Source organism: Jannaschia seohaensis (genome assembly GCF_900116765.1).
GTDB lineage: Bacteria > Pseudomonadota > Alphaproteobacteria > Rhodobacterales > Rhodobacteraceae > Jannaschia > Jannaschia seohaensis.
This window is the reverse complement of the sequence record NZ_UETC01000002.1, coordinates 479,987-491,460: the sequence shown is the minus strand read 5'-3', so window position 1 is coordinate 491,460 and position 11,474 is coordinate 479,987. Positions and strand designations below refer to the sequence as shown.

The 11,474-nt window shown below is 67.0% G+C and carries 13 protein-coding genes; 2 read left to right on the top strand and 11 right to left on the bottom strand.

All coding sequences use genetic code 11. The annotated features are described in order from the left end of the window. Window positions 1-45: 45 nt before the first annotated feature. Window positions 46-240, top strand: a complete 195-nt coding sequence (locus tag DTQ71_RS07150; RefSeq protein WP_109563577.1) for a hypothetical protein — start codon at window positions 46-48, stop codon at window positions 238-240. Window positions 241-465: 225 nt separating this feature from the next. On the opposite strand, the gene preA is transcribed toward DTQ71_RS07150, so the two are convergent. The 10 genes from preA to DTQ71_RS07100 form a co-directional block, all read right to left on the bottom strand. Continuing rightward, window positions 466-1,806: an NAD-dependent dihydropyrimidine dehydrogenase subunit PreA gene (gene preA, locus DTQ71_RS07145; protein WP_109563576.1), complete on the bottom strand. Its 1,341-nt coding sequence runs from the start codon at window positions 1,804-1,806 to the stop codon at window positions 466-468. Window position 1,807: 1 nt separating this feature from the next. Further along, the gene (locus DTQ71_RS07140) at window positions 1,808-2,305 is read right to left on the bottom strand and encodes a hypothetical protein (RefSeq protein WP_245947301.1); all 498 of its coding nucleotides are present in this window, start codon (window positions 2,303-2,305) and stop codon (window positions 1,808-1,810) included. Then, window positions 2,302-3,630: an NAD(P)-dependent oxidoreductase gene (locus DTQ71_RS07135; protein ID WP_109563575.1), complete on the bottom strand. Its 1,329-nt coding sequence runs from the start codon at window positions 3,628-3,630 to the stop codon at window positions 2,302-2,304. The genes DTQ71_RS07140 and DTQ71_RS07135 overlap by 4 nt, the downstream gene beginning before the upstream one ends. 213 nt (window positions 3,631-3,843) lie before the next feature. Further along, window positions 3,844-4,476, bottom strand: coding sequence for a helix-turn-helix domain-containing protein (locus DTQ71_RS07130; protein ID WP_109563782.1), 633 nt, complete (start codon window positions 4,474-4,476; stop codon window positions 3,844-3,846). Window positions 4,477-5,100: 624 nt separating this feature from the next. After that, on the bottom strand, window positions 5,101-5,391 hold the full coding sequence (locus tag DTQ71_RS07125; protein ID WP_109563574.1) for a DUF1330 domain-containing protein: 291 nt from the start codon (window positions 5,389-5,391) through the stop codon (window positions 5,101-5,103). Between the two features lie 816 nt (window positions 5,392-6,207). Continuing rightward, window positions 6,208-6,363 (bottom strand): hypothetical protein, encoded by a 156-nt coding sequence (locus DTQ71_RS23420; protein ID WP_170125326.1) that lies wholly within the window; start codon window positions 6,361-6,363, stop codon window positions 6,208-6,210. Next, the gene (locus tag DTQ71_RS07115; protein WP_109563573.1) at window positions 6,329-6,559 is read right to left on the bottom strand and encodes a hypothetical protein; all 231 of its coding nucleotides are present in this window, start codon (window positions 6,557-6,559) and stop codon (window positions 6,329-6,331) included. The genes DTQ71_RS23420 and DTQ71_RS07115 overlap by 35 nt, the downstream gene beginning before the upstream one ends. 56 nt (window positions 6,560-6,615) lie before the next feature. Continuing rightward, window positions 6,616-7,632 (bottom strand): patatin-like phospholipase family protein, encoded by a 1,017-nt coding sequence (locus DTQ71_RS07110; protein ID WP_109563572.1) that lies wholly within the window; start codon window positions 7,630-7,632, stop codon window positions 6,616-6,618. Further along, window positions 7,625-7,870, bottom strand: coding sequence for a pentapeptide repeat-containing protein (locus DTQ71_RS07105; protein ID WP_146204812.1), 246 nt, complete (start codon window positions 7,868-7,870; stop codon window positions 7,625-7,627). The genes DTQ71_RS07110 and DTQ71_RS07105 overlap by 8 nt, the downstream gene beginning before the upstream one ends. Before the next feature lie 29 nt (window positions 7,871-7,899). Further along, window positions 7,900-8,685, bottom strand: coding sequence for a 3-hydroxybutyrate dehydrogenase (locus tag DTQ71_RS07100; RefSeq protein ID WP_109563570.1), 786 nt, complete (start codon window positions 8,683-8,685; stop codon window positions 7,900-7,902). A gap of 581 nt (window positions 8,686-9,266) precedes the next feature. Between DTQ71_RS07100 and DTQ71_RS07095 the strand changes: the two genes are divergently transcribed. Then, a complete protein-coding gene (locus tag DTQ71_RS07095) occupies window positions 9,267-11,072 on the top strand; it encodes an extracellular solute-binding protein (protein ID WP_109563569.1) in 1,806 nt (601 codons plus the stop codon). 21 nt (window positions 11,073-11,093) lie between these two features. On the opposite strand, the gene DTQ71_RS07090 is transcribed toward DTQ71_RS07095, so the two are convergent. Continuing rightward, window positions 11,094-11,375, bottom strand: coding sequence for a DUF3572 family protein (locus tag DTQ71_RS07090; protein ID WP_109563568.1), 282 nt, complete (start codon window positions 11,373-11,375; stop codon window positions 11,094-11,096). Window positions 11,376-11,474: the final 99 nt, after the last annotated feature.

Below are 11,474 nucleotides of genomic sequence, written 5' to 3'. Positions count from 1 at the left end.
CTGCAAACCCCTCCAAGGTGATCCCCGTAACCTATGGAGGACAAGATGACTGACACAGCCAACATCCGCTACCGCCCCGATGGCTCGATCGACACGCAATTCTACCTCGCCAAGGGGCGTCACCACCGCAGCGAAGCAGCCCACACCATGGCAAGGCAGGCGACGCGCAAGTCGAGCAAGATCATTGCCGTCCTCGCGGTCTTGGGACTGGCCTCGTTCTTTGGCGGCGGTCAGGTCTGATAGGGCAGGTCTCCGCAGGCGCCGCCCACTCTGCCGTGAGGCACTTCTGTCCGGGCGGCCTCGCTTGGACAGGATGCGCCTTTTGGGCCCTTCCGAGGAGACGCGCTCGCTGTTGGTTCGGTCTGAACTGGGCTTTCCTCGAAGCCACAGCGCGTCATGTTCGACGGTCGCCGGATTTGGGCTCGGACGAGAATACCCTTCCGCTCCGAGCCCCGGTTTCGCCTGTCACTCCGCCGGTTCCTCCACCATCCGCGTCTGTCCGTCGGGCACGTAGTTGGGCGAGGAGGGGTTGTTGGGGTGGGTCGTCCAGTCGGCGGGCTCGGCCTGAACGGTCTTGCCGGTGCGGGGGTCGACGGTGCCAGGGGCGAGGCGCTCCATCGTGATGCAGTCCTCGACGGGGCAGACATCGACGCAGAGATTGCAGGCCACACATTCCGCGTCGATCACCTCGAAGGTGCGGTCAGCGGACATCGAGATCGCCTGGTGCGAGGTGTCCTCGCAGGCGGCGTAGCAGCGGCCGCATTTGATGCAAGCGTCCTGGTCGATCCGCGCCTTTGTGACGTATTCCAGGTTCAGATGCTGCCAGTCGGTGACGTTGGGAACGGCCCGGCCGACGAGGTCGGGCAGGGCCATGGCCTTCTCGTCGAGATAGCGGCTCAGGCCCGCCTTCAGCTCCTTCACGATACCGAAGCCATAGGTCATCGCGGCGGTGCAGACCTGCACGTTGCCCGCGCCCAGCGCCATGAACTCCGCCGCGTCGCGCCAAGTCGTCACCCCGCCGATGCCGCTGATGGGCAGGCCGTGTGTTTCGGGGTCGCGGGCGATCTCAGAGACCATCGACAGCGCGATCGGCTTCACTGCCGGGCCGCAATAGCCGCCATGCGACCCCTTGCCGTCGATGGTCGGCTCGGGCGCGAAGATGTCGAGGTCCACATGGGTGATCGAATTGATCGTGTTGATGAGGCTGACCGCGTCAGCGCCGCCCCGCTTGGCGGCGGCGGCGGGCTTGCGGATATCGGTGATGTTGGGGGTCAGCTTCACGATGACGGGCATGCGCGTGTACATCTTGCACCAGCGGGTGACCATCTCGATGTATTCCGGCACCTGTCCCACGGCGGAACCCATGCCGCGCTCGGACATGCCGTGCGGGCAGCCGAAATTCAGCTCGATCCCGTCGGCGCCCGTCTCTTCGACATGGGGAAGGATCGCCTTCCAGGCCTCCTCCTCGCAGGGGACCATGATCGAGACGACCATCGCGCGGTCGGGATAGTCGCGCTTGACCTGCTTGATCTCGCGCAGGTTCACTTCCAGCGGCCGGTCGGTGATCAGTTCGATGTTGTTGAGGCCCAGGAGACGCCGGTCGGCGCCATAGACCGCGCCGTAGCGGGGGCCGTTGACGTTGACGACGGGTGGGCCCTCGGCGCCGAGCGTCTTCCAGACGACGCCGCCCCAGCCCGCCTCGAAGGCGCGGCGGACGTTGTATTCCTTGTCGGTCGGCGGCGCGGAGGCCAGCCAGAAAGGGTTGGGCGATTTGATGCCCACGAAGTCGGTGGTGAGGTCGGCCATGTCACTTGCCTCCGGGTTGGAATTGGTCGGGGTCGATGCCGGCTTCGGTCAGGCGATCACGTGCGGCGGTAAGAACGTCTTCGTCGAATGTCTTGGGGTGGCGTAACGCCACTGCCTCGAAGGTCAGCTCAGGATGTCCGCGGGAGATCAGATCTTGGAACCCCGCGGAAGCATCGCGCTTCAAGGTAAGGTCCGACGCGGTCTTGGCCTCGCCGTCCCGTGCTATCTTCTGGCGGGTGCGCGATAGCCGGACGGTCTTCCCACGTTCCTCGAGAAGCATCTCTTCGAGGGCGTGGATGGATTGCCAGACATCATGCTCGACTGTTCCGGGTGTCGCTTCGGGCTGAACGAAACAGAGACGTTCGAAGGCAGCGGCTTCGACTGCGGAGGATTTCTGTCGCCTCGCGTTAACGATCAACTTACGGAGCTTTTCTGGATCGTCCATACCTGCGATCAGGTCGACGACCTTCCGCTCCTGTGGGGAAAGCGGGGCCGTCACCCCGCCCCCGTCAGCATGGCGTGGATGTCCTCCGCCGCGTCGCGGCCCTGGGCCACCGCGGTCACGGTGAGGTCTTCGCCCCCCGCCGCGCAGTCGCCCCCGGCCCAGACGCCCTCGACCGAGGTGCGGCCCGCGCCGGTCACGGCGATCTTGCCGCCCTCGATCGCGAGGCCCTCGACCGTCTCCAGTTTCTGGCCGATGGCGCGGAAGAGCTGGTCAGCGGCCAGCCGGATCGTCTCGCCGGTCTGGGTCATGTCGGCGTCGACATAGGCGAGCTCGACCTCGCGCAGCGCCCCTTCGCCATGGAGCGCGACGGGCACGACATGGGTCAGGATCTGCACGCCGTGTGTCGCGGCGAGGTCCTGCTCGTAGCGGCTGGCGGGCATCCGGTCCTGCGCGCGGCGATAGGCGATGGTCACCGATTGCGCGCCGAGCAGCTTGGATTGCACAGCGGCATCGACCGCGGTCATGCCGCCGCCGATGACGACGATGTGGCGTCCGACGGGTAGGGTGGTCAGGTCTTCGGTCTGGCGCAGGGTGGCGATGAAATCGACCGCGTTCTCGCAGCCGGTCAGGTCCTCGGCCTCCAGCCCCAACGCGCCGACGCCGCCGAGCCCCATGCCCAGGAACACCGCGTCATGGTCGTGGCGCAGCTCTTCAAGGGTAAGGTCGCGGCCCAGGGCGCGATCATGTTGCAGGGTGATCCCGCCGATCTTGAGCAGCCAGTCGACCTCCGCCTGGGCGAAGCCGTTCGGCGTCTTGTAGGCGGCGATCCCGTATTCGTTCAGGCCGCCGGGCTTGGGGCGGGCGTCGAAGACGACCACGTCATGGCCATGCATGGCCAGCCGATGGGCGCAGGCCAGCCCGGCCGGGCCGGCGCCGACGATGGCGACCTTCCGCCCGGTCGCGGGGGCGCGGGTATAGGGGTGCTCGCCCGCCGCCATCATGGAGTCGGTGGCATAGCGCTGCAGGCGTCCGATTTCGACCGGCTTGCCCTCGGCCGCCTCGCGCACACAGGCCTGTTCGCAGAGCGTCTCGGTCGGGCAGACCCGGGCGCACATGCCGCCCAGGATGTTCTGGTCGAAGATCGTCTGGGCCGCCGCTTCGGGCTGGCCCGCCTGGATCTGGCGGATGAAGAGCGGGATGTCGATATCGGTGGGACAGGCCGTGATGCAGGGCGCGTCGTGGCAGAAATAGCAGCGGTCCGCGGCCACGGTCGCCTCGTGGCGGTCATAGGCCGCATGCAGATCGGAGAAGTTTCGCGCCAGGTCGTCGGGGCCTAGGCGCCCGGCCCGGATGCCGGTCTGGCGGAACGCTTCAGTCATGGTCTGTCTCCCTGATCTGTTCAGGACAGGTTGGCAGGTCCAAGAATTTTATCAACTGGTAAAATTTCGTTCCCGCCTTGCCTTGCAGTCAATCGGAGCGAGGGGCCGCCGGTCAAGCCCGCGCGCGCCGACCGCGACGGCACGCCTGCGAGAAATCTGGGCGACATGAGTATTTTGGAACCGGTGATGGAGCAGTCGCGCGCGCCCCTCGGGTCAGTCCAGGCAGGTGACCCACAGGATCGTCGCGTCCTCGGGCGAGGTGCTGATCACGTTATGACCCATCGAGGCGTCGTAATAGGCGCTGTCGCCGCGGCGCATCTCCACGGGTTCGTAGAACTCCGTCAGCAGGCGGATCGTACCGGTCAGAACCAGCAGGAACTCCTCCCCGTCATGGCGGACCCAGCCGTCGAACTCCTCGAAGGCGCGGGCGCGGATGCGGGCGCGGTAGGGCAGCATCCGCTTGGTGGTGAGCGCGCTCGCCAGCAACTCGTGCTCATAGGTGGCGGTCGGATGGGCCTGGCCCTCGCCCAGCCGGGTGATGGCGCGGCGGCCCGTGACCTGGTCCTTCTTCGGAGGGGTGAAGAGCTGCGGCACGCCGATCTCCAGGCCCACGGCGAGCTTCTTGAGCGCGTCGTAGGTGGGCGACATCTGGCCGTTCTCGATCTTGGACAGGGTCGAGCGGGCCAGTCCGGCCTGCTGTGCGGCCTGCTCCAGCGTCCAGCCGCGCGCCTTGCGCAGGTCCCGCACCCGGGGGCCGAGGTCGAGCGGTTCGGCCTTGGCGGGTTCGCCGTTTTCGCGGGCGATGCGGATCAGGCTGGGTTCTTGCGGGGCGGCACGGTCGGTCATGGCCGTCAGATAGCGCGTGACACACGGGCCGGGCAACGCCGGCCCATCGAAGGGTCAAGCCGCTGCACGAGCGCGCGGAGCGAGGCGGGACTCGGAAAGCCCGGTGCCGCAGCCTCCGAGGCGGTCGCCCGCGCCACCGCCACCGCAAGCGTCGCTGCTTCAGAAGTCGCGGCCGGTTGCAATGGACCTACAGGCGCCCTGGCGAGGATGGCCAATCTGGAGGTGTTGGCCGTATCGCTCTGGCCGCTTTCGAAGCGTCGCAGCCCGCCGATACCGGACGATCCGAAGCTTGGGGCGGCGCGGTCAGAAGCGATCGTGCCGGCGACGAAGCTGTCGAACTTCGCCACGCCGGAGATGCAGGGCGCGGACAGGCCGGGCAGGTCAACCGGGCCGTTGCGGCCCGGATCCCAAGCGGCGACCACGATCGCAACCGGACCGGGCAAACAGCCGGTGCCGTGCCCAGGGCATTCCGTCGCGGGGGGGCGTTGACCGGCATCACGGACACACCGGAGCTACACCCCGGGAGCGCTCCATCGGTCAAACCAGCAGAATTTTACGTCGGGGGCGGCGTGGTCGCAGCGCATCGTCCATTGACCCAGCCGCCCTCGATCCGAGGTCCGGGGGTCAGTCTGTTCCCTCTAGCAGGATGATCTGCGCGTCTCCGGCGCCGATCCGGTGCTTGCGCGCCGCCTGATACTCGGCGGAGTCGTAGCAGGCCTGCGCGGCCTCCAGGCTATCGAACTCGATCACCACGTTGCGCGGGCGGCTCTCGCCTTCAAGCCCGACCACGCGGCCGCCCCGGGCCAAGACGCGGGCGCCATGGGCGGCGAAGGCCTCGGTCGCGCCCTTGGCATAAAGCGCGTAGGGGTCCGGGTCGGTGACCGTGACATGGGCGATCCAATAGGCTTTGGGCATGGGCTTTCCTCCTTGGGTGGGACGGTGCGGCGCGGGGCGCGTGGGGTCAAGCGGGGGCGGCGCGGCAGGGACCGGCGGACAGCAGGGAGTCGCGCCGCTGCTCCAGGGCAAGCGTGGTGGCGACCTCCGCGAGGGGGCGCGCCGTGTCTGGCCAGTCAAATCCCGGGCCGCGCCGGCTTCCTTCGCGCTGGGCTGGTGGCGAAGGTCTGCCCGCGCTCTGCCGATCCGGGGCCGGACCCGCTCCTGGTCGAGGCGAAGGCGCGCAATCTCGCGGGCTCGCGGTCTCTCCCCTGCGTTCCGAGCCTCGATGGACGCTGCCGTGCCGCGAGCCGTGCGGGGCGGTTCCTGGAGCGGCGCGGGAGACGAGACGGCTTTCGGGGCCTGACTCGTCCGCGTCCAGGGGCACTCCCGACGCGTCAGACCGGAATGCGCGCCCCTTGCGCCGCTACGAGCCATGGCGGGGCGGGCGGCCTCTGGGGGCGGGTCTGCTCGGTGGTCGCCACGCGGGGGGCGGATCTGTCCCGGACCCCGGGGCGCTTGAGCGGGGATCGAGAGTCCGGCTCCGCCACCGGCGCGCGGTCCGAGGCGCCCCAGATGCCGGCGATAGGCCGTCTGGTAGGCGTCGGCAGGGTCGAGCGTCAGCGCCGCGCGACTATGGCCGGGTTGGGTCACGATGCGGATGAGGCGATTGGCCCCGACCGGCCTGTTAAAGGCGGAAGCTCAAACAGGCCGAGGCGCAAAGGTGCCCCGCGCGTTCGGATCATCCGCCGAAGCCGCGCCGGGCAGCGGCCAGGGCTGCGGCGAAGGCCAACGGCCTCATGATGCGGCCCGGCCGATGGGCCGCTCGGGCAGATCGTCGTCGCCGAAGCGTCGGTCGTCCGCAAGCGAATCCTCGCCCTCGGGGAGATAGGCCCCGGAGGCCATCGCCGCCGCATTGTCATGCTGGGGCGCCGCATAGGCATCTGCGAGCATTGGGCCGCTCAGAAAACGCGTTCAGCATCTGCTCGGCCTCGGCCGGCGCGATGCCGTCGATCCGCGCGAGACGGGTCGCCAGCGCCGAAATGGAGCCATCGGCGTCGGCCAGATCCGCTTCGGTCAGGCCGGGAAAGCGGCCGAGCAGGGCGTCGCGGAACGGTGTCCAATCGGCAGTGAAGCCTTTGCGGCTCATGGATAACCCTCCAGATGGTGCTGTCGGGCGAACGCGGGGATTGGCGGCCCGGTTCCTCAGGCGAACATCTCTTCGAGATCCACGGTCGACCGCTCTCCGATGGCGTCGAAATCCTGGTCGAGGAAGCGCGCGGCGGCGGCCTGCCCGGCGCGGCGCAGCGATTCGAGGACGGCGGGGTTCGGCACCGACTTGGTCGCCACGGAGAGTTGCCGCATCAGCGCGTCATCGGCGATCATGTGGACCAGCACGTCCTTCATCGCGCCCTCCGGGATCGCGCCCGTGCGGACCAGGCGCTGCACGAAGGCGATCGCGCGCAGCTCGCGCAGGAGCGAGCTGTTGAAGCTGATCTCGTTGATCCGGTTCTGGATGTCCCGCGCCGTGACCGGCAATTCGGGCCGCTCCAGCGGGTTGATGTTCACGATCAGGATGTCGCGCGGCAGTTGTGGGTCGAAGAGCGGAAAGAGCGCCGGGTTGCCGGTATAGCCACCGTCCCAATAATGCTCCCCGTCGATCTCCACGGCTGGAAACAGCGTGGGCAGGCAGGCGGAGGCCAGGATCGCGGCAGGCGTGATCTCCTCGCGGGTGAAGAGGCGGATCTTGCCGGTGCGCACATTGGTCGCGCCGACATGGAATTGCGGGCCGCGGTCGGAGCAGATGGCCTCGAAGTTGAGCGCTTCCACGATGCGGGCCAGGGCCCCTTCGGCCACGTCCGGCCGCAGGTAGGGCGAGACTGCGCGGTTGAAGAGATCGAGCGCTTGATAGCCGGGCGACATTTCGATCGCGTGGCTCACCGCCATCGGAGAGAGCGCGGCGAACCAGTCCGTGATCCGCTCGTCCGAGATCGCGCCGACCTGGGTCCAGACCCAGTCCAGCGTCTCCCGCGCGAACTGGCGCGAGCCCCGGGCGAGGCCGCATTTGAGGGCGCTGCCATTGAGCGCCCCGGCCGACGTGCCCGAGATCCCCGCTATTTCGAGCCGGTCGTCTTCGAGGATCTTGTCCAGCACGCCCCAGGTAAAGGCGCCATGGGCGCCACCGCCTTGCAGCGCCAGATTGACGCGCCGGGGCTCAGCCATCCCGCCAGCGGGCCAGAAGATCGGTCAGCAGGATGCCGTCCAGCGTCGCTCCGTCGATATTGGCGTTCGACAGCACCGCGCCCGACAGATTCACATCGCGCAGCGATGCACCCGACAGGTTCGCGTTTGTCAGGGTGCAGGCCGCCATATCCACGTTCTCCAAGGTCGCGCCGGCCAGGGAGACATCCGAAAGGGTGGCGCCCGACAGGTCGACCGCTTCGAAGGTCGACCCGCTCATGTCGCGGTCGCGAAAGCTGCGGCCGGAGCTCACAATGCGGTCCAGCCGCCATCGACGCTGATCGTCGTGCCGGTGATCTGGGCGGCGTGGTCGGAGCACAGGAACAGCGCCGTGCCGCCGAGTTGCTCGGTGGTGGCGAATGCCTTGGAGGGCTGGCGCGTCAGCATGACGTCGCGGATCGCCGTTTCTCGATCTACGCCGTATTTCTCCATCGTGTCGGGGATTTGCGCCTCGACCAGCGGGGTCATCACATAGCCCGGGCAGATGGCGTTTGCGGTGATCGGCTCTTCCGCGGTCTCCAGGGCCACGACCTTGGTCATCCCGACGATGCCGTGTTTGGCGGCGACATAGGCGGATTTGTAGGGCGAGGCGGTCAGGCCGTGGGCCGAGGCGATGTTGATGATGCGTCCCCAGCCCGCCTTGCGCATCATCGGCAGGGCGGCCGCCGTGGTGTGGAAGGCGGAGTTCAGGTTGATCGCGATGATCGCGTCCCATTTGGCGGTCGGGAATTCGTCGATGCTGGCCACGTGCTGGATGCCGGCATTGTTCACCAGGATGTCACAGGCGCCCGCTTTCTCCACCAGGCCGCGGGCCTGATCGCCGTCGGAGAGATCCGCCTGGATGTAGCGGACCGCGGCGCCCGTCTCGGCCGCGATCTCGGCCGCGAGCGCGTGATCGGCGTCGTCGTCGGTGTAGGAATTGAGGATCACGTCCAGCCCGGCCGCGGCAAAACTCCGGGCGATTCCAAGACCGATTCCCGAGTTGGAACCGGTGACGATGGCGGTCTTACCGATGAGAGGGGAGGCAGCGGTCATCGAGGGCTCCGGTCCTGACATATCTTCACCGACCGGACTATAGACACTGCGCCCGCGAGGGGAAGTGCTGCGCCGCGGCACACCATTTTGTGTAAGCTGCGAATGCGGTTTGCGCAAAATGCGGGCCGGTCCAGAGAAGGAGTGACGGTGATTTCGTGCCTGGATCGAGCCGTGAATGAGCGAATCACTTTGTGAACGCTCGGTAACTCTTCGGCTGTCAGAGCGGTGCCGTCCTGGCGTGCCGTGGTGGCAGTGAAGCATGTCACGCAGAGCGATCAAGGCAAATGTATCAGCGTCTTGACGCAAAAATTGCTAGCTCGTTGAAGGTGCAAGGCAAGGGGAAGCTGACGGCGCAGCGGGCGCGGACCAAAAAAAACGCCCGCACGAGGCGGGCGTCAAGTCATTGAGGCAGGTTTCATACAGGCAAGAAACCTATCGAGCAGTGCCCTGTTTATAGACGTTTACGCCACGGCTGCAAAGAGAAAGTTTTGGCGGTCGGATTCCCGAGCCGCTACACTCGGCCAATAAATACAGGCATCCGGGAGACAATCGCAGCCATGACCGTTCATCGTTGCCTAACCATGGGATCACGTTCTGCGCGCGCAATCGCCGTCCTTCTGGCCCTCGGCCCGGCCTCTGCGGCGGTTGCCGAGAGCCATGGCGTCGCGCTCTATGGCGAGCCGGCTCTGCCGCCGGACTATGCGCATCTGCCTCATGTGAACCCCGACGCGCCCAGGGGCGGCGCGTTCTCGGACGGGCAGGTCGGCAGCTTCGACAGCCTGAACCCGCACATCCTCCAGGGCCGGGTGCCCTGGCAGCTGCGCTTTCTGGCCTATGAGTCGCTATTGGGCCGCAGCTATGACGAGCCCTTCACGCTCTATGGTTTGCTGGCCGAAACGGTCGAGCTGTCCGACGATCACACGCAGGTGACGTTCCAGCTGCATCCCGAGGCGCGCTTCTCCGACGGGACGCCGGTGACGCCCGCGGACGTGATCTGGTCCTTCAACATCCTGGGGCAGGAAGGGGCCCATGGCCGCTACCGCACGGCCTTCTCAAAGGTGACCGGATTGGAGCAGGTGGGCGAGCGCGGCGTGCGCTTCACCATCGACGCGCCGGACCGCGAATTGCTCATGATCCTCGGGCTGCGCCCGGTCATGAAGAAGTCACAATGGGAGGAGGACGAGAGCGCGTTTTTCCGCTCCGGCCTCGACACGATCCCGATCACCACCGCGCCCTATGTCATCACCGATTTCGACGCGGGCCGCTATGTCGAGCTCAGCCGCGACGAGGACTACTGGGGCGAGGACCTGCCGTTCCGTGTCGGCACCAACAATGTCGATACCATCCGGATGGAGTTCTTCGGCGACGCCACCGCGCATTTCGAGGCGTTCAAGGCGGGCGAGTTGTCGACCATGCGCGAGACCAACGCCGCCAAATGGGCGCGGGATTACGACTTCCCGGCTGTTCGGGCGGGCGATGTCGTGCTCTCCGAGATCCCGCATCAGCGGCCCACGGGCATGACGGGGCTGGTGATGAACACCCGCGTGGCGCCGTTCGACGACTGGCGCGTGCGCGAGGCGATGATCCAGGCATTCAACTTCGAGTATATCGATGGGGTCATCAACGGGGGCGGCCAGCCGCGCATCACCTCCTATTTCGACAACTCGCCCCTGGGCATGCGGGAGGGTCCCGCCGGGGGCCGCGTCGCCGAATTGCTCGCGGCGCAGTCCGATCTGCTGCCGGGCACCCTTGAGGGCTACGATTTTCCGGTGACGAATGGCCGCGCCGCCAATCGCGGCGGCCTCCGCACCGCGACCGCGCTCCTGCAAGAGGCGGGCTATCGCGTCGCGGAGGGGGTGCTGACCGGGCCGGAGGGACCCGTGACCTTCGAGATCCTGCTGCAATCGGGCTCTTCCGAGGTCGACTCGATCGTCGACATCTATGTCGAGGCGCTGGAGCGGCTGGGGATCGAGGCGACCGTCTCGCGGATCGACGACGCCCAGTTCAAGGAGCGGATCAACGCCTACGACTTCGACATGACCTATTACCGCTGGGGCCTGTCGCTCTCTCCGGGCAACGAGCAGCTGGCCTATTGGGGGCCGCAAGGCGTCGATACGCCCGGCACCCGCAACCTGATGGGCGCCTCGGACCCGGCCATCGCGGCGATGATCGAGGCGATGCTTTCGGCCCAGACGCAGGAGGACTACGTCGCCGCCATCCGCGCGCTCGACCGGGTGCTGACGGCGGGGCGCTACGTCATTCCGATCTGGCATAACCCGGTGAGCTGGATCGCCCATGACGCGAAGCTCAAATACCCGGCCGACCGGCTGCCGATCTATGGCGACTGGATCGGTTTCCAGCCGGATATCTGGTGGTTCGAGGAGTAAGCGGCGCGGGGTGCGCGGCGCTCAGGTCCAATGCGGCAGATCGCCCCCCGGCAAGGCGGCCCGCGCGGCCAGGAACTGCTCGAAGGGCAGATCCTGCGCCGCGCAGGCGCCCTGCACCCATCCATCTGATGTCAGAACGAAATCCATGACGGCCGCCAGGAAGACCGGGTCGCCCGCGGCTTGGGCGATCTGAGCACGATCCGCGCCGGTGGCGCCTTGAAAGGCGTCCAGAAGATCGGCGGATGCGAGCCAGCCAAGCGCATGAAGTGCGACGATTTCGGCACGATCGGGGGTCATGGCCATCGGTTTACCTTCGTTCCGCAGGGAGAACTTCGCGCATTGGAAACCATTTGTTAACCTTCACCCTAACATAACAAAGCTGACCGAACGGTTAAGAATACC

What these genes read in the sequence shown, in the direction of transcription:
- DTQ71_RS07110 (WP_109563572.1), bottom strand. Translation starts at nt 7,632, where the DNA reads ATGGCTGAGCCCCGGCGCGTCAATCTGGCGCTGCAAGGCGGTGGCGCC.
- DTQ71_RS07150 (WP_109563577.1), top strand. Translation starts at nt 46, where the DNA reads ATGACTGACACAGCCAACATCCGCTACCGCCCCGATGGCTCGATCGAC.
- DTQ71_RS07090 (WP_109563568.1), bottom strand. Translation starts at nt 11,375, where the DNA reads ATGGCCATGACCCCCGATCGTGCCGAAATCGTCGCACTTCATGCGCTT.
- preA (WP_109563576.1), bottom strand. Translation starts at nt 1,806, where the DNA reads ATGGCCGACCTCACCACCGACTTCGTGGGCATCAAATCGCCCAACCCT.
- DTQ71_RS07095 (WP_109563569.1), top strand. Translation starts at nt 9,267, where the DNA reads ATGGGATCACGTTCTGCGCGCGCAATCGCCGTCCTTCTGGCCCTCGGC.
- DTQ71_RS23420 (WP_170125326.1), bottom strand. Translation starts at nt 6,363, where the DNA reads ATGCTCGCAGATGCCTATGCGGCGCCCCAGCATGACAATGCGGCGGCG.
- DTQ71_RS07130 (WP_109563782.1), bottom strand. Translation starts at nt 4,476, where the DNA reads ATGACCGACCGTGCCGCCCCGCAAGAACCCAGCCTGATCCGCATCGCC.
- DTQ71_RS07115 (WP_109563573.1), bottom strand. Translation starts at nt 6,559, where the DNA reads ATGAGCCGCAAAGGCTTCACTGCCGATTGGACACCGTTCCGCGACGCC.
- DTQ71_RS07105 (WP_146204812.1), bottom strand. Translation starts at nt 7,870, where the DNA reads ATGAGCGGGTCGACCTTCGAAGCGGTCGACCTGTCGGGCGCCACCCTT.
- DTQ71_RS07125 (WP_109563574.1), bottom strand. Translation starts at nt 5,391, where the DNA reads ATGCCCAAAGCCTATTGGATCGCCCATGTCACGGTCACCGACCCGGAC.
- DTQ71_RS07100 (WP_109563570.1), bottom strand. Translation starts at nt 8,685, where the DNA reads ATGACCGCTGCCTCCCCTCTCATCGGTAAGACCGCCATCGTCACCGGT.
- DTQ71_RS07135 (WP_109563575.1), bottom strand. Translation starts at nt 3,630, where the DNA reads ATGACTGAAGCGTTCCGCCAGACCGGCATCCGGGCCGGGCGCCTAGGC.